Raw genomic sequence first — 16,665 nt, 5'->3', positions numbered from 1 at the left:
GCGGAACCGAGTCGGTCTCGGAGAGGGGGCTGTGTGGGAACTGGGGGTGTGTCGGACTCCCATGATGCAATGCGCCTCATGAACGACGACGGCGCGGGCACCACCGGAGACGCGGCTGTCACCCGTGGCGGTATCCGGCTGGTGCGCCGGACGCACCGTGTCGCGCAGGTGCGCACGTGGCCGCAGGAGTGTGCGCCGCTGGTCGCGCCGAGTGAGCCCGGCGACTCCCGGCCGTGGCAGGTTCTGGGCGGTCCGGGCACCGGGAAGACCGCGCTCGTCGCCGATGTGGCGGTGGCGCGGATGACGGCGCCGGGAAGCGATCCGGAGTCGGTCCTGGTGCTCACGCACTCGCGTCAGGCGGCCGTCGACATGCGCGAGCAGATCACCGCCGGGCTGTTGGGCGTGTCCTCCGAGCCCCGCGCGACACGCGAGCCACTCGTACGCACGGTGCACTCGTACGCCTTCGCCGTGCTGCGGTTGCAGGCGTCCGCCTACGGCAATCCGCCGCCGCGTCTCCTCACCAACGCGGAGCAGGACTCCGTGATCCGCGAGATGCTCCGCGGTGAGATCGCGGACGGCGCCGCCCGGTGGCCGGAGCGCGTGCGCCCGGCGCTCGGACTGGTGGGCTTCGCGTCCGAGCTCCGTGATCTCGTCCTGCGCGCCGCGGAACGCGGGCTCGGTCCGGAGGACCTGATCGCGTGGGGGCGGAAGCACTCTCGGCCCGAGTGGGTAGCTGCGGGCAAGTTCGCCGCACAGTACGAACAGGCGATGTTGCTTCGAGGATCGGTCGGCGTCGAGACTCCGGAGGCCACGTCGCCCGGACTGGACGCGGCCGAGCTCGTGGGTGCAGCGCTCACGGCGTTCGCGACGGATCCGGACCTGCTCGTCTCCGAACGTCGGCGCATCCGCCACGTGCTGGTGGACGATGCCCAGCACCTCGATCCGCAGGCGGCCCAGCTGGTGCGGCTGCTCTCCGCCGGTGCGTCGTCCACCGTCGTCGCCGGCGATCCCGATCAGGCGGTCTTCTCCTTCCGCGGCGCGGACGCGCACTTCCTCACCGATCTGGACGACGGGCACGGTGGTCGTCGTGTCGTGTTGTCCCGCAACCACCGTTCGGACTCCGGTGTCGGCTCGGTGCAGCGGGCGATCACCGCGCACCTGTCCGGTCGGGTCGCACACCGTGTCGGCACGCAGTTCCGCGACGACAGGGCGGAGGACGAACACCCGTCGGCCGAGGAGGAGACCCGCGCGGTTCCGCCGGTGCGGGTGGTCGTCGCGTCCTCGACGGCGAAGGAGGCCACCGCCATCGCCGACACGTTCCGCCGCGCGCATCTCGCCGACGGCGTGCCCTGGTCGGAGATGGCCGTCGTCGTCCGCTCCGTTCCGCGGTCGCTGCCGTCCCTGCGTCGCGCGCTGCACGCCGCGGGGGTGCCGGTGGTGTCGTCCGCCACGGCCGTGCCCCTGCATCGGCACCGTGGTGCGGCTGCCCTGCTGCTCGCGATGCGTGCGGTCGCCGCTGCCCGGTGCGCACCCGAGCGGTCGGCGGCGGTGTTCTCCGACGACGCTGCGTTGGCACTGCTCGAAGGTCCCATCGGAGGGGCGGATCCGCTCGCCGTCCGCAGACTGCGTCGCGGGCTACGGCGGGGCGACGTGGCCGAGGGCGGCGAGCGGGACTCGTCCGTGCTGCTGCGCGCCGCGATGATCGGCTCCTCGGTCGACCCGCTCGTCGCACGTCTGTCCGACGTCGAGAAGGCACCGCTCACCCGCGTCCGTGCCGTGGTCACGGCCATCGCGAAGGCGGTGGGCCCGGCCGGTCGTCGCGTCGAGGACGCACTCTGGGCCGGGTGGCGGGCCACCAGGCTCGAACGCCGGTGGGTGGCGTCGTCCGCCCGGGGTGGGCCTCTCGGCGTGCAGGCAGATCGGGATCTGGACAGCGTCGTCGCGTTGTTCGACGCCGCGGCCGCGTACGTCGACGCACTCCCGCGCGGCACCCTGGAGGGGTTCGTCGAGTACGTCACCGACCAGGAGGTTCCCGTGGGCGACGGGCGGCGTCCCGCGATCGTTCCCGACGCGGTGCGGATTCTGAGTGCCCATGCCGCGGTCGGGCGCGAGTGGGACGTCGTCGCGGTGGCGGGCGTACAGGAGGGACTGTGGCCCGCGCTGCGCCCGCGCGGATCGCTGCTCGGGGTCGAGGCCCTGGTGGATCTCGCCGCGGGTGTCTCCGACGGCGATCGCGAGTTGGACGATCGGGTCTCGCGGACCGCACCGTTGCTCGCGGAGGAACGTCGCCTGTTCCTGGTGGCGTGCAGCCGCGCACGGTCGAGCCTGCTCGTCACCGCCGTCGACTCGGTGACCGGTGGCGCGGACACCGTGCGGTCGAGGTTCGTGGACGACCTGCTCGCGTCCGATGCCGTGCGGTACTCGGACGTCGACGAGAGCGACTCCGGTGCCGGCCCCACCGCGCCTCTCGGCCGGGTGCTCGCGTTGCCCGCTCTGGTCGCCGAGCTGCGTGCGGTCGTGTGCGACCGTCGTGTCGCGGAGAACGACCCCGACCGCCGTGCGCGCGCCGCACGGCACCTGGCGCGACTGGCGAGGGAAGGGGTGCGCGGCGCCCACCCGGACGAGTGGTACGGGCTGTCCGGAACCAGTACCGAGTTGCCGCTGTGGGATCCGGCGGACGGGCCGGTGTCGTTGTCGCCGTCCACGGTGGAGGTGCTCACCGCGTGCCCGCTGCGGTGGGCGCTCGAACGCAACGGGGGCACCGACGGCGACACCGTGCACGCGGTCACCGGAACGCTGGTGCACACGCTGGTGCAGGCAGTGGCCGGCCGGGTGCCGCCGGACGAGGTGCGCAGAGAGCTGGAGAAAGCCTGGGTGGCAGTCGATCTCGGATCTGCGTGGTTCTCGCGCAAGGAGCTCGCACGTACCGCCACCATGATCGAGACGTTCCAGGAGTGGATGTCACGCTCACGCGGCGAGCTGACGGAGGCCGGTGTCGAGGTGCCGGTGGACGGGGTGTTGGAACCGCGCACGCCGGACGAGCCCGCCGTCGCGCTGCGCGGACGGATCGATCGGCTCGAACGTGACCCCGACGGACGACCCGTGGTCGTCGACGTCAAGACCGGTAAGAACGCGGCGACGGCCGCGGCGACGGCCGAGCACGCGCAGCTCGCGACGTATCAGGTGGCACTCGCCGCCGGTGCGGTCGAGGGCGAACCGGCCGGCAGTCCCGGCGGCGGGCGGTTGGTCTACGTCGCCAAGCCGCACACCAGGACCGGTGCCACCGAACGAGCGCAGGCAGCACTCACGGGGGAGACCCTCGAGCAGTGGCGCACCGTCGTCGTCGACGCGGCGCGTGCCACGCGGGGCCCGGTGTTCGAGGCTCGCGTCAACGACGGCTGTCGGCACTGCCCGATAGCGTCGTCCTGCCCGGCACAGGACAGAGGCAGGCAGGTGACCGAAGGATGAGAGACGTGGCCCGAGTGAGCCCCGCCGAGGTCGCCGTCGCTCTCGGCCAGTTCCCGCCCACCGACGAGCAGTCGGAGATCATCGCGGCTCCGCGCGGTCCGTTGCTGGTCGTCGCCGGCGCCGGTGCCGGCAAGACGGAGACCATGGCGGCGAGAGTGGTCTGGATGGTGGCCAACGGTCTGGTCCGGCCGGAGGAGGTGCTGGGCCTGACCTTCACGCGCAAGGCCGCCCAGCAGCTCACCACGCGCATTCGCCAACGGCTGGCCCGATTGGCCGGGTCCGACCTGCTGCGGCGTCTCGATCCGTCCGGTGAGCTGCGGCGCACCGTCCTGTCGGGCGAGCCCGAGGTGAGCACGTACCACTCGTACGCGGGCCGACTGCTCCAACGCCACGGCATGGTGCTGCCGCTCGAACCGTCCACGACTCTCGTGTCGGAGACCGAGCTGTGGCAGCTGGCCCACCGCGTGGTGGCCGCATGGGACGGCGACGTCCCACTGGACCGGGCACCGGCGTCGATCACGGAATCCGTGCTCGCCCTGTCCGGTCAGCTCGCCGAGCACCTGGTCGAACCGGGCGACCTGGGTGAGGCCCACACCGAGCTCGAGAAGCTGATCCACCATCTGCCACCGGGCCCGAAGCAGAAGAGCGGCGGTCCCACCAAGGACCTGCTGGGCATACTGCAGGTGCAGGAACACCGGCTCGATCTGCTGCCCCTGGTGGCGCAGCTCCACGAGGTCATGACCCGTGACGGACTGCTCGACTTCGGGCGGCAGATGTCCCTGGCCGCCCGTGTCGCGGCGGACCACCCGGACGTGGGCCGCGACGAGCGCACACGGTGCCGGCTGGTGCTGCTCGACGAGTACCAGGACACCGGTCACGCGCAGCGCGTCCTGCTGTCCTCGCTGTTCGGGGGTGGCCGTGACTCCACTCTGACGGTGACGGCCGTCGGCGACCCGATGCAGTCGATCTACGGCTGGCGCGGTGCGTCCGCCGCCAACCTGCCCCGGTTCGGTACCGACTTCCCACGCTCGGCGCGCTATGCGGCCCCGGTGCGTCAGTTGTCGACCAGCTGGCGCAACCCGCCCGAGGCGCTCGCGCTGGCCAATGCGGTGGCTGCCCCGTTGCGCATGCGCGGTGTCGCGGTGGACGAGTTGCGCGCGCGTCCCGGTGCGGTGCCCGGCGATGTCCGGCTCGCGCTGACCACCACGGTGGACGACGAGCGCCGGTGGATCGCCGAGGCGATCGCGGGGGAGTACCGCACGGCGCGGGAAGACGGGCGTACTCCGCCCACCGCGGCGGTCCTGGTGCGGCGCAACGCCGATGCGGGGCCGATGGCCGAGGTTCTGCGCGGCGCAGGCCTGCCGGTCGAGGTCGTCGGACTCGGTGGGCTGCTCCGGACGCCCGAGGTCGCCGACCTCGTGGCGATGCTGCGGCTGGTGAGCGACCCGCTGGCCGGCAGCGCCGCCATGCGCGTTCTCACCGGCTCGCGCTGGCAACTGGGTGCCGCCGATCTGCGTGCCCTGTGGAGGCGAGCGCGGGAGATCGCGGCGCACACCGGCCGCGGGCGGACGGGCACGGTCACCGACGCCGAGGAGTTGGGGCGCGCGCTCGAGGACGGCATGCCCGGGGAGCGATCGGAACAGTCCGGGCTGGTGGACGCCCTGGCGGATCCGGGCGACCCGTCGCGCTACTCCGAGGCGGGACATCGGCGCATCCTCGCCCTCGGCGGGGAACTGCAGTCACTGCGCCACCGGCTCGGTCAGCCACTTCCCGATCTGGTCGCCGACGTCGAGCGAGTGCTCGGGATCGACGTGGAGGCGGGGGCACGTCGTCCGTCGGGGGACGCGGGCGGGCGCGAGCATCTCGACGCCTTCGCCGAGGTGGTCGCGGAGTACGGCGATCAGCAGACGGCGACTCTCACCGGACTGCTGTCCTTCCTGTCCGCCGCCGAGTCCGTGGAGGACGGCCTCGCGCCCGGCGAGGTCGACGTCGACCCGCACCGGGTGCAGGTGCTCACCGTGCACTCCGCCAAGGGTCTGGAGTGGGAGGTCGTGGCGGTACCGCACGTCTGCGAGAGCGTGTTCCCGTCCACCAGGTCGTCCGCGTCCTGGTTGGGCTCGGTGGCCGAGCTACCGCCGTCCCTGCGCGGTGACAGGGCGATTCCGGGTGACGACGCCGGGGGCGTCCCCGTTCTCGATCTCGAGGGCGCGACGCACCGCGGCGACATCGCCGACGCCGTCACCGAACACAAGGCTGCGCTCGCACGTCGCCGACTCGACGAGGACCGACGGTTGTTCTACGTCGCCCTCACGCGCACCGAGCGGGTGTTGCTGGTCTCGGCGCACCACTGGGCTCCCGGCGCCTCGTCGCCGAAGGGTCCCTCGTCGTTCCTCGCCGAACTGCACGGCCTCGTCGAGACCACCTCGGCGATCGGCGGCGCGGAGATCGGGACCGTGCAGCACTGGGAACCCACTCCGCCGGACGGAGCCGACAACCCCTACGCGACAGTCGAACTGACGGCACTCTGGCCGGCCGATCCGCTGGGTGCCCGCCGTGAGGACGTGATCATGGGGTCTGCAGCCGTGCGCGCCGCACTCGTCGAGTCGGCATCGGTCGAGGAATCGTCGTCCGAGAATCCGGACGACGACGATCCCGACGGGTGGGCGCGTGACGTCGAACTGCTTCTCGCCGAACGTGATGCGGTGTCGCGGCCGGAAACCGACGTCGTCGTGCCCGACACCATGTCGGTGAGCCAGGTGGTCCACCTGGTCGCGGATCCGGACGCCCTGGCATCGACGCTGCGGCGACCGGTCCCGTTCGCGCCCAACCCCTTGGCGCGTCGCGGCACCGCGTTCCACGCCTGGGTCGAACGACGCTTCGGGGCGACCCGCCTGCTCGACCTGGACGAGCTGCCCGGCGCGGCGGACGGCGCCTCGGCCGCCGACACGGACCTCGAGGAGCTGCAGCGTGCGTTCGACGCGTCACCGTGGGCGTTGCGCAGTCCCGTCGAGGTGGAGGTCCCGTTCGAGACGTCGGTCGGTGGAGTCGTGTTGCGGGGACGGATGGACGCCGTGTTCGCGGACTCCGACGGTGGCTGGACGGTGGTGGACTGGAAGACCGGCGCGCAGCCGACACCGGCCGAGGAACGTGCGGTGGCGATCCAGCTCGCCGCCTACCGGCTCGCCTGGGCGGAGCTGATGTCGGCGACCCGCTCCGAGCCGGTGCCCCTCACCACGGTGCGGGCGGCCTTCCACTACGTGCGATCGGGAATCACCGTGTCTCCGACGGATCTCCCGGACGCGGAACGGTTGGCGGAGATCATCTCCACGGCGGGCGCGGACCCGGCGACGTGATCAGCGCGCGTCGCGGTACACCTTCCAGGACTGCGTGATCAGCGGGATCTGCAGCGGCAGTCGAGCCACGACCCCCACCTTCATCGCGGTCGAGGTCTTCTCGCTCTGCAACCACGACGCGGCCATCTGCAGGTTGGCCGGGAACACGGCCACGAAGAAGGCGGCGGCCGCGGCGCCGGTCAGGCGACGAGTGCGGGGAACGATCAGTCCGGCCGCCAGTCCGAGCTCCGCCACTCCCGACACGTACGTGTACGTCCGCGGTGATCCGGGGAGCACGTGCGGCACCTGGGAATCGAACGGCGCCGGTGTGACGAAGTGCAGGACACCGGCTCCGCCGAGGAGGACCGCGAGTCGCTGCGCCGCCCTGTCCGCCGCCCGTCGGCGCGACGGGAGTCGAACGGAATCGAGCAGCGGCAGGGTGCGGAGCGTCATGGTCGCAGCCTGCACCATCGTCTGCTCGTTGCCAACAGGACGGTGGAGCACCGGAGTTCTGCAGCGACTGATGGGGGTCGGCGGCTCGATGCTCCGATACAGTCACGGCAGCCGACGAGGCGGATCGACGACCACGAGCGACGGACGAGGACCCCATTCATGGCAGGACGGTTGCGGAATCGGCTGCTGAACACCGACACCGGACTCACGGATCGCCCCGACTTCGCACTGGTGGGTGTCCTGCGGATCCCGGAGTTCGAGCAGAGCCCCTGGCGGGCGATCTACCAGCGCATCATCATCGCGCTCGCCACGCTCTTCGTGGCCGCCATGGTCGTCTACGTGGACCGGGACGGGTACGCCGACAACCAGGACAATCAGCTGTCCTTCCTCGACGCTTTCTATTACACGACCGTGTCGCTGTCGACCACCGGCTACGGCGACATCGCGCCCATCACCCCGTCCGCGCGCCTGGTGAACATCCTGGTCATCACGCCGCTGCGCGTCTTCTTCCTGATCCTGCTCGTCGGCACCACCCTGTCAGTGCTCACCGAACGTTCGCGCCAGGCGTTCAAGATTCAGCGATGGAGGCGCAACGTGCGCAATCACACCGTGGTCGTCGGGTACGGCACGAAGGGTCGCACCGCGATCGCCGCGATGCTCGGAGACGGGGTGTCGGCCTCGGACATCGTGGTCGTCGACACCGATCAGTCGTCCCTGGACGCGGCGAGCAACCTGGGCCTGGTGACCGTGCAGGGCTCGGCCACCCGGTCGGATGTCCTGCGCCTGACCGGTGCTCAGTACGCCGCGTCGATCATCGTCGCGACCAACCGGGACGACACCGCCGTGCTGGTGACGCTCACGGCGCGGGAGATCGCGCCCAAGGCGAAGATCGTGGCCGCGGTGCGCGAGGCGGAGAACGTGCATCTCCTGCGCCAGTCGGGCGCCGATTCCGTGGTGGTCTCCTCGGAGACCGCCGGGCGACTGCTGGGCATCGCGACGACCACGCCGAGCGTCGTGGAGATGATGGAGGATCTGCTGACCCCCGAGGCGGGCTTCGCGATCGCCGAGCGCGAGGTCGAACGCGACGAGGTCGGCGGATCGCCCCGCCACCTGTCGGACATCGTGCTCGGTGTGGTCCGTGACGGTCGCCTGGTGCGGGTCGGTTCGCCCGAGGTCGATGCGATCGAGGCGGACGACAGACTGCTCTACATCCGACGCGTCTCCAACTGACCAGCCGCACTGCGGTGCACCGGATCTGCCGCAGTCGGACCCGGTCAGTAGGGTCGTGACGTGTCCTTCCGACTTCTGTCCGAGCCCATGCTCTCGCGTTCCCCGATCGACCGCGCCGAGGAATTGCGTCGCGACGACGCGGCACTCGCCGCAGGGTGGCCCACCGCACGGCTGTTGCGTGTGGACAGTCAGGGTCGCGTGCCGGTCGAGGACGGTCGAGTGGCGCTCGTGCCGGCCGTCGACACGGCGGACTCGCCGCCGGAGGACGCGGTGTTCCTGGGAGTCGTCGACGACCACCACGTCTGGGCGGTCTCCGTCTCCGCACTCGCCGGCGAGGTGACGGATCTGCGGTCGTTCGGCGACGTCCTCACGGAGTCGTCGGCGGGGCTGGTCGTGACGGCGGTGGCGTTGTTGAACTGGCACCGGTCAGCGGCGTTCAGTGCGCGCGACGGATCACCGACCGTGCTCTCGTCGGCGGGGTGGTCCCGCACCAGCACCCTCACGGGCCACGAGGAGTGGCCTCGGTCCGACCCGGCGATCATCGTCCTCGTGCACGACGGGGCGGACCGCGTCCTCCTCGCACGCCAGCCGATGTGGCCGGAGCGTCGGATGTCGGTGCTCGCCGGTTTCGTGGAGGCGGGGGAGTCGCTCGAGACGTGCGTGAGCCGCGAGGTTGGCGAGGAGGTCGGTCTCGACGTGTCCGACATCACCTATCTCGGCAGTCAACCCTGGCCGTTCCCGCGCTCGGTGATGATCGGGTTCGCGGCGCGCGCGAACGCTGCACAACCGCTGTCGTTCAACGACGGTGAGATCGCGGAGGCGCGATGGTTCACCCGTGACGAGGTACGCACCGCCCTCGCCGCCGGGGACTGGAGCGCCTCGAAGGACGCTCCGCTCCTGCTTCCGGGAAGCATCTCCATCGCCCGCGCGATGGTGGAGTCGTGGGCGGCGCTCGAGTCCTGACGAACGCGAGCGCCCGCGGCTCAGTTCAGGCCGATGGCCTTCTTGACCTGCGCGAGGCTGGGGTTGGTCGCAGTGGAACCGTCGGCGTACTTCAGAGTCGGCACGACGTGGTTTCCGTTGTTGACGCTCCCGACGAACTCGGCGGACGCGGGATCCTTCTCGATGTCGATCTCCGTGTAGGCGATGCCGTTCTCGTCGAGCTGCGTCTTGAGACGTCGGCAGTAGCCGCACCAGGTCGTCGAGTACATCGTCACTGCGGGCACGTGGGCTGTGTCTTTCTGCTGTGCTGTGGTCACGCAACTCTCAACGCGGAGTCATCGACGGTTGTTCCGATCGGGCGGTGGGCGCGCCGGCGGTGTCGGTGCGGGCTGACATGATGGCCACGTGAACGACAGGGATGCGGTGGAGGGTCTCGACCCCGAACAGTCGGCCGCCGTGCTCGCTCCGCGAGGCCCCGTGTGTGTGCTCGCGGGTGCAGGAACCGGCAAGACCAGGACGATCACCCGTCGCATCGCCCACCTCGTCGCGGACGGGCACGTCAAGCCGAGTCAGGTCCTCGCCGTCACGTTCACCGCGCGGGCTGCGGGGGAGATGCGCGAACGGCTCCGCGTCCTCGGTATCCGGGGGCAGTCGTCCGACGGGCAGGTGCAGGCGCGCACGTTCCATGCCGCCGCGATGCGGCAGCTCAAGTACTTCTGGCCGCAGGTCGTGGGAAACACGGACTGGCGTCTGCTGGATCGCAAGTTCGGCGTCGTCGGGCAGGCCGCCTCCGCTGCCGGCGTCTCGACGTCCACCGACAGTGTCCGCGACCTGGCGGGTGAGATCGAGTGGGCCAAGGCCTCGCTGATCGCGCCCGAGGACTATCCGGCCGCCGCCGCACGGCTGCACCGCGACACGCCGACCGACGCGGATCGTGTCGCCGCGGTCTACGAGGGTTACGAGGAACTCAAGAACCGCGATCCCGATGCTGTGCTCCTCGACTTCGACGATCTGCTGCTGCACACGGCGGCGGCGCTCGAGAACAGTCCGTCCGTCGCACAGGAGTTCCGCGAGCGGTACCGGTGCTTCGTCGTGGACGAGTACCAGGACGTCACTCCACTGCAGCAGCGTGTGTTGGACGCCTGGCTGGGCGATCGGGACGACCTGACGGTGGTCGGCGACGCCAACCAGACCATCTACTCCTTCACCGGGGCCACACCGCGGTTCCTGCTCGACTTCTCGCGGCGGTTCCCGGAGGCGACGGTGGTGCGCCTGGAGCGCGACTACCGGTCCACGCCGGAGGTCGTCGGGCTCGCCAACAAGGTCATCGGCGCGGCGAAGGGGCGCATCGCGGGGACACGGCTCCAGCTCATCGGACAGCGCGCGGCGGGACCGGACCCCACCTTCGTGGAGTACGACGACGAGGCGTCCGAGGCAGCGGGAGTCGCGCGCACCATTCAACAGTTGATCCGTACTGGCACGGCGCCGTCCGAGATCGCTGTGCTCTATCGCATCAACGCTCATTCCGAGGCGCACGAGAAGGCGCTGACGGATCTGGCAATTCCGTATCAGATCCGCGGCGGCGAGAGCTTCTTCCAGCGGCAGGACGTCCGGTCGGCCGTCGCCGCCGTTCGGTCGAGCGCCGCCCGGGACGACCTGCCGTCCGACGCACGCAGCGGGGCCGGGCTGCCGCGGCTCGTGGAGGCGGTGCTGGCTCCCCTGGGACTGTCGGCGACGGAACCCAACGGTGCTCAGGCGCGGGAGAAGTGGGCTGCGTTGCGGGCTCTCGTCGCGCTGACCGAGGATCTCGTCGTCCAGATACCCGATCTCGATCTCGAGGGACTGGTGCGTGAGTTCGCGATGCGCGCGGAGGCTCGGCACCCTCCGGTGGTGGAGGGGGTGACGCTGGCGTCACTGCACGCCGCCAAGGGACTCGAATGGGACGCGGTCTTCCTCGTCGGTCTCACCGACGGCACGCTGCCCATCAGTCACGCTCTGGGAGACAACAACTCGTCGCCCGACGAGGCCGCGGTGGAGGAGGAGCGTCGCCTGTTGTACGTGGGTGTGACGCGCGCCAGGGAGCACCTCGAACTGTCCTGGGCGCTGGCCCGCAACGAGGGCGGTCGCAAGTCGCGTCGGCGTTCGCGGTTCCTGGTCGACCTGGTTCCCGAGTCGTCGCCCGCATCGCGCATCGCCGCACCCACCGTCCACAAGAAGCGGCCGGTCTGCCGTGTGTGCGGCAAGCCCGTCATCGGCACGGTGGCCACCATGCTCGGCCGGTGTGAGAACTGCCCGTCCGACGTCGACATCGCTCTGCTCGAATCCCTGCGGACCTGGCGGTCGGAGACGTCGAAAGCGCTCAAGGTTCCTGCCTACGTGGTCTTCAGCGACAACACGCTGACCGCCATCGCGGAGCAACGGCCACGCGACGATCGCGGGCTCGTCGCGATCCCGGGTATCGGGGCGAAGAAGCTCGAGCGGTTCGGAGCCGACGTCTTGGCGCTCGTCGACGCCCGTCTCTCCGCCACCGAGTGAGCGCATCTCCGCAGGTCGAAAAAGGGTTGTGCGGTCTGAGACAGCCGTTTACTGTGTATTTCGTACCGCGCGCCCCGTGAGGGTTTCCGGTGCGTGACCTGCTCGATTCCGACTCGCCGCCGAAGGAGGTGTCACCCGTGGAGATCTACACCACCGCAGCGCTTCTGCAGCAGAAGTCTGCCGTCTTCAGCACCGGCATGAACAAAGCCGGCGCAGGCGCAGGCGCAGTCGCCGAAGCAATCGCACTGCGCACGACCGGTTTCGGAGTGGCACCCTTGCCGCGCCGTCACCGCGAGCGCTGGGCGCATCGCGCATCCGTGGGCACCGGAGTCGATCGGGACATCACTCGATAGGCACCGCACAGCATTCCTTCGTCGAAGGCCACGGATTCGCACCTGCGAACCGTGGCCTTCGTCGTGGGACACCCCTCGACGCCGTTCACGGATCTCGCCAGATCTGTCGAGTTCGACACCACCGTGAATCGCAGCAGAAGAGGAGAACGACGTGTCACCCGCCACCACCCGGACGACATGCCGCACCGACGACACCACGACCGACCGGTCCGTGGCCGCCATCGACGACTTCGTCGCAGATCAGTTGCCGTGCCGCCGAGCCGATCCGGATCTCTGGTTCGCCGAGTCGCCCGACCGTCTCGAACGCGCCAAGCAGCTGTGCGCACACTGCCCCATCAGGTCGGGGTGCCTCGACGCGGCGCTCGACCGTGCCGAGCCGTGGGGAGTGTGGGGCGGCGAGATCTTCGATCAGGGAGTCGTCATCGCGCGCAAGCGGTCTCGCGGCCGTCCCCGCAAGAACCCGGTTTCACCCGCACCGTCCGTCGTCTGTGCTTGACGGTCGGTGCGGGTGTCGCCCGGCTACTCGGCGAACCCGGGCATCCACTCGGTGAGAATCGCCATGTACGGAGCATTCGCGTCGAGCTGGGCGCAGATGCCCACCGATCCCAGGAGAACGCGGAAGATCACCGCGTACCGCGGCGGCAGATTGAGGGACCGGGCCGTACGGAACTGCGGACCGTTGAAGTCCGCGGCCTTGCCTGCCGTGCCCTGCAGCCACTTTCGAGTGAAGTGGAACGACTCGGTCTTGATCGGATCGGTGAAGGGGCGGAGATAGTCGGCGATCTCCTGCTCGGTGACCTCGCGGCCGGGAATCACGAATCCCGTCTCGCGCAGCAGTTCCGTCAGCTCGTCGAACTCCTCGTCGCGCGAGAGTCGCACCATCCGACCGAGTTCCGGGGGCAGACCGTCGGGGAGAGTGAGGCACGCACCGAAGTCGATGACGCCGAGCCTGCCGTCGGCGAGCAACTTGAAGTTGCCGGGGTGCGGATCGCCGTGGATGCGGCGGACGCGCTCCGCCGATTCGAAGTGGAAGCGGGCCAGGTTCTCGCCGGCGGTGTTGCGCTGCTCCGCGGTTCCGGTGGCGATGACGGAGGAGAGGGACGTTCCTTCCATCCACTCCGTGATGACCACCTTGGGAGCACTCGCCACGACACGAGGCACGGCGAATCTTTCGTCCCCGTCGTAGACCGCGGCGAACGCACGCTGGTTCTCGCCTTCGATCCGGTAGTCGAGTTCCTCCTCCGTGCGCGCCGACATCTCGTCGAGGACGGCCTTCACGTCGGTTCCCGGCACGATGGTGCCGAGGATGCCGACGAAACGCGACAGCGTCTTGAGGTCGGCCTTCAGCGCCTCGTCCGCACCCGGGTACTGGATCTTGACCGCCACGTCGCGACCGTCGGACCAAGTCGCTCTGTGCACCTGCCCGATGGAGGCCGACGCGGTGGCCGTGTCGTCGAAGTCGGAGATGCGCGAGCGCCACCCGGTGCCGAGCTGTTGATCCATCACCCGATGAACCGTCACGATCGGCATCGGGGGCGCCTCGGCCTGCAGCTTGGTCAGCGCCTCGCGGTAGGGCTCTGCCATCTCCTCGGGTACGGCCGCCTCCATGACGCTGAGAGCCTGACCCAACTTCATCGCTCCGCCCTTGAGTTCGCCGAGGACGGCGAACATCTGCTGGGCGGCCTTGGCGCTGAGTTCGGCGTCGATCTCCGCACGATTTCCGCCCGCGAGTTTGCGTCCGAAGCCCATCGCTGCGCGGCCTGCCATCCCGAGGGGGATGCTGGCCAGCTTGGCTGTCCGGGCGGAACTGCTGCGGGGGATGTCGGGCATGACTCCATCATGTCTGACGATCGGCCGACGCGCCGCGACCGGCCGAGACCCGGCCGCGCATCCGTGACACGTCACACCGTCCGTCACCGACGAGCGCAGGTGCACAACAGGTGACGCGGCCATCGTCGACGGCGGGTGGCCGCGGCGACGAGGTCCACCTCCAGGCTGTGCCCGACGGTCATCGGTGCGGGCGAGTCCGCGTGTGCGTCGAGGAACTCGGTGACCTGCGCGACCGCGAACGCCGCGGTGGCGGCGATGGTGGCGCCGCTCGCGGACCCGACGGTGCCGAGTAGCTGCGCGGCGAGGTGCGGCCATTCCCGGTCGTAGTCGCACCGCGTCAGCTCGACGCACTCGAGGCAGGGCGTGTGTCCGGGCAGGACGAGCGGACCCACCACGCCGACGCCGTCGCGCAGCCGCACGGGAAGGTGCGGGATGCCGTCGTCCATGAGCACCCGGGAGACCTCGGGAGCACAGAGCACGGTGTCCGCCACGACCACGCAGTCGACGTCCGCGAGTCTGTGGGGGAGCGACACGTGCCGGCGCTGGACGCGGCCCGTCGGGGACAACCCGATGGACACCGCATCCGACAGGGGACCGCGTCCCAGAACGAGGACCGTGCGGACGGCGGACGACCGCGGACGACGACGTCCGAGCACGCCCAGTCGTTCGAGTTCGGCCTGCACCGCGGTGAGCACTGCCGCGTCCACGCCGAGTTCGGCTGCACGCCAGTACACGTCGGGTATCGACCGTCGTCCGTCCAGGAGACGCAGCACCGAGGCCATGACGGCCGGTGTCACGCCGTCCGGCGGGGTGAGGACCACCCGGCGCTCGGGATGCCAGCCGACCTGCAGCCGACCGTCTCGGCGCACGAGGAGCGTGACCGACTCGGCCAGGTGCGGGAGGCCGTCCCGGTCGGCGCGCGTGCGGGCGATCTCGGGCGAGCTCGCGTGGCGTGTCTCCGTCATGCGCAGACGATGGCACGCCCCACACTGCGGACGGGGGTGTCCCGCACCGCTTGTCCACAGGTGTGCGGCGCTCCGACCTGCGACCCAGTCGCGCGGGCGTCGGAAAGTCCCAGGTCGGCGGAATCAGACGGGGGCGGGGCCCTCGTCGTCTCCCTCGGCCTTCTTCTCGGCCGCGCGCTTGCGCTCGAACTCCTCGAGCTGAGCGATGGGGTCGTCGAAGGACCCGGTGTCCCCGCCCACGATGCGATCGATGAAGGACGACGAGTCGTCGAGGTCCGCGGTGTCGGGCAGCAGATCGGGGTGGGCCCACACACCGTCGCGGCCGTCGATACCCGCAGCGTCGGTCAGTCGACGCCACAGATCGGCTGCTTCACGCACCTTGCGCGGCCGCAATTCGAGGCCGATGAGCGTCGCGAAGGTCTGCTCGGCCGGGCCGCCGGACGCGCGACGGCGCCGCATCGTCTCCGACAGCGCGGACGCTCCCGGCAGCCGCTCGCCCAGAGCGGTGGTCACCACCGTGTCCACCCACCCCTCGACGAGGGCCAGCAGTGTCTCGAGGCGCTCCAGGGCCGCCTTCTGCTCCGGGGTCGTCTGCGGCTCGAACGCACCCTGCTGCAGGATCTTCTCCAGCTGGCTCGGGTCGGTGAGCGCGGACGGATCGATACCGCGGGCCGCCTCCTCGATGGCACCGAAGTCCATCCGGATGCCGCGCGCGTACTCCTCGACGGTGGCCAGAACGCGCTGACGCAGCCACGGCACGTGCGAGTAGAGACGGTGGTGGGCGACCTCGCGCGCGGCCAGGAACACGAGGACCTCGCGCTCGGGCAGCTCGGTGCCCTCGCTGAACACCGCGACGGCGTCGGGAAGCAGCGCCGCAGTGTCCGAGGGGCCGAGCGGCAGGCCGATGTCGGTCGAGGTGAGGACCTCCTTTGCCAGCTGGCCCAATGCCTGGCCCAGCTGGGAGCCGAACGCCATGCCGCCCATCTGACCGAGCATGCCGATCATCGGACCGACCATCTGTTGCGCCTCCGGCGGCAACGCGGAGGTCCACATGCCGGAGATCTGCTCGGCGACGGGATCGCACAACCGCTTCCACGTGTCGAGCGTGTTGTCCAACCATTCCTGCGGAGTCCACGCCTCGGTGCGCACCGCGCCGGCCGGGAGGATGGTGGCCTCGTTCAGCCACTGCTCCGCCAGGTGCGCCGCGTCGACGACGGCGGACTTCGATCCCTCCCGCACGGGAGGGGTCGACCCGATCTGCTGGAGGGCCAGCTTCTTCGCCAGGTCGTAGTTCACCGGTCCGGACGTGGCACCGGAACCCATCCCGCTGAACATCTGACCCATCTGCGTGAACATCTGGCCGAGCGCCGCCGGATCGAAACCCTCGGCGCCGAAACCGAATCCGCCGGCACCACCTCCGGGCGTGCCGGAGCCGCCGCTCGACCCCTCGTTCTTGTCCGGGTCGTCGTCGGAATTGGAGAATCCGAAAGGCGTGTTGGTCATGGTTCAACGGTACAAGCCGAACACGGGTTCGGCGGCGATGCCGAGTGCGCCGAG

General features: G+C 70.3%; 12 protein-coding genes. 7 read left to right on the top strand and 5 right to left on the bottom strand.

The window, feature by feature from the left end; all coding sequences use genetic code 11:
• The first annotated feature begins 78 nt into the window (after window positions 1-78).
• A complete protein-coding gene (locus tag HQ312_RS11425) occupies window positions 79-3,468 on the top strand; it encodes an ATP-dependent DNA helicase (RefSeq protein ID WP_222638658.1) in 3,390 nt (1,129 codons plus the stop codon).
• Window positions 3,465-6,821 carry an ATP-dependent DNA helicase gene (locus HQ312_RS11420; RefSeq protein WP_222638657.1) on the top strand — a complete coding sequence of 1,119 codons (3,357 nt, stop codon included), beginning with the start codon at window positions 3,465-3,467 and terminating at the stop codon, window positions 6,819-6,821. Before HQ312_RS11425 ends, HQ312_RS11420 begins: the two co-directional genes overlap by 4 nt.
• On the opposite strand, the gene HQ312_RS11415 is transcribed toward HQ312_RS11420, so the two are convergent.
• Window positions 6,822-7,253 (bottom strand): hypothetical protein, encoded by a 432-nt coding sequence (locus HQ312_RS11415; RefSeq protein WP_051613612.1) that lies wholly within the window; start codon window positions 7,251-7,253, stop codon window positions 6,822-6,824.
• Between the two features lie 159 nt (window positions 7,254-7,412).
• Here HQ312_RS11415 and HQ312_RS11410 point away from each other — a divergent pair, with 159 nt between their 5' ends.
• On the top strand, window positions 7,413-8,483 hold the full coding sequence (locus tag HQ312_RS11410; RefSeq protein ID WP_027506830.1) for a TrkA family potassium uptake protein: 1,071 nt from the start codon (window positions 7,413-7,415) through the stop codon (window positions 8,481-8,483).
• A gap of 87 nt (window positions 8,484-8,570) precedes the next feature.
• Window positions 8,571-9,446: an NAD(+) diphosphatase gene (gene nudC, locus HQ312_RS11405; protein WP_222638777.1), complete on the top strand. Its 876-nt coding sequence runs from the start codon at window positions 8,571-8,573 to the stop codon at window positions 9,444-9,446.
• Window positions 9,447-9,466: 20 nt separating this feature from the next.
• Here nudC and HQ312_RS11400 read toward each other — a convergent pair whose 3' ends face one another.
• The gene (locus tag HQ312_RS11400; protein WP_037186837.1) at window positions 9,467-9,694 is read right to left on the bottom strand and encodes a mycoredoxin; all 228 of its coding nucleotides are present in this window, start codon (window positions 9,692-9,694) and stop codon (window positions 9,467-9,469) included.
• Between the two features lie 136 nt (window positions 9,695-9,830).
• Between HQ312_RS11400 and HQ312_RS11395 the strand changes: the two genes are divergently transcribed.
• The 3 genes from HQ312_RS11395 (at window position 9,831) to HQ312_RS11385 (ending at window position 12,809) form a co-directional block, all read left to right on the top strand.
• Complete coding sequence (locus HQ312_RS11395; RefSeq protein ID WP_222638656.1) at window positions 9,831-11,960, top strand: ATP-dependent DNA helicase UvrD2; 2,130 nt, start codon at window positions 9,831-9,833, stop codon at window positions 11,958-11,960.
• Between the two features lie 89 nt (window positions 11,961-12,049).
• A complete protein-coding gene (locus HQ312_RS11390) occupies window positions 12,050-12,313 on the top strand; it encodes a hypothetical protein (RefSeq protein WP_222638655.1) in 264 nt (87 codons plus the stop codon).
• Between the two features lie 151 nt (window positions 12,314-12,464).
• The gene (locus HQ312_RS11385; protein WP_155957109.1) at window positions 12,465-12,809 is read left to right on the top strand and encodes a WhiB family transcriptional regulator; all 345 of its coding nucleotides are present in this window, start codon (window positions 12,465-12,467) and stop codon (window positions 12,807-12,809) included.
• A 23-nt stretch (window positions 12,810-12,832) separates the two neighbouring features.
• Here the strand turns inward: HQ312_RS11385 and HQ312_RS11380 are convergent, their stop codons facing one another.
• From HQ312_RS11380 to HQ312_RS11370, 3 genes are all read right to left on the bottom strand, one after another.
• Window positions 12,833-14,143 (bottom strand): AarF/ABC1/UbiB kinase family protein, encoded by a 1,311-nt coding sequence (locus HQ312_RS11380; RefSeq protein WP_222638654.1) that lies wholly within the window; start codon window positions 14,141-14,143, stop codon window positions 12,833-12,835.
• Window positions 14,144-14,226: 83 nt separating this feature from the next.
• Complete coding sequence (locus HQ312_RS11375) at window positions 14,227-15,108, bottom strand: hypothetical protein (RefSeq protein WP_261782247.1); 882 nt, start codon at window positions 15,106-15,108, stop codon at window positions 14,227-14,229.
• A 123-nt stretch (window positions 15,109-15,231) separates the two neighbouring features.
• A complete protein-coding gene (locus tag HQ312_RS11370; RefSeq protein WP_222638653.1) occupies window positions 15,232-16,611 on the bottom strand; it encodes a zinc-dependent metalloprotease in 1,380 nt (459 codons plus the stop codon).
• Between the last annotated feature and the right edge of the window lie 54 nt (window positions 16,612-16,665).

This window comes from Rhodococcus sp. BP-316 (genome assembly GCF_019836105.1).
Classification (GTDB): domain Bacteria; phylum Actinomycetota; class Actinomycetes; order Mycobacteriales; family Mycobacteriaceae; genus Rhodococcoides.
This window is presented reverse-complemented; position numbering and strand designations above follow the sequence as displayed.

What these genes read in the sequence shown, in the direction of transcription:
- HQ312_RS11420 (WP_222638657.1), top strand. Translation starts at nt 3,465, where the DNA reads ATGAGAGACGTGGCCCGAGTGAGCCCCGCCGAGGTCGCCGTCGCTCTC.
- HQ312_RS11370 (WP_222638653.1), bottom strand. Translation starts at nt 16,611, where the DNA reads ATGACCAACACGCCTTTCGGATTCTCCAATTCCGACGACGACCCGGAC.
- nudC (WP_222638777.1), top strand. Translation starts at nt 8,571, where the DNA reads ATGCTCTCGCGTTCCCCGATCGACCGCGCCGAGGAATTGCGTCGCGAC.
- HQ312_RS11415 (WP_051613612.1), bottom strand. Translation starts at nt 7,253, where the DNA reads ATGACGCTCCGCACCCTGCCGCTGCTCGATTCCGTTCGACTCCCGTCG.
- HQ312_RS11375 (WP_261782247.1), bottom strand. Translation starts at nt 15,108, where the DNA reads ATGACGGAGACACGCCACGCGAGCTCGCCCGAGATCGCCCGCACGCGC.
- HQ312_RS11400 (WP_037186837.1), bottom strand. Translation starts at nt 9,694, where the DNA reads ATGTACTCGACGACCTGGTGCGGCTACTGCCGACGTCTCAAGACGCAG.
- HQ312_RS11425 (WP_222638658.1), top strand. Translation starts at nt 79, where the DNA reads ATGAACGACGACGGCGCGGGCACCACCGGAGACGCGGCTGTCACCCGT.
- HQ312_RS11410 (WP_027506830.1), top strand. Translation starts at nt 7,413, where the DNA reads ATGGCAGGACGGTTGCGGAATCGGCTGCTGAACACCGACACCGGACTC.
- HQ312_RS11380 (WP_222638654.1), bottom strand. Translation starts at nt 14,143, where the DNA reads ATGCCCGACATCCCCCGCAGCAGTTCCGCCCGGACAGCCAAGCTGGCC.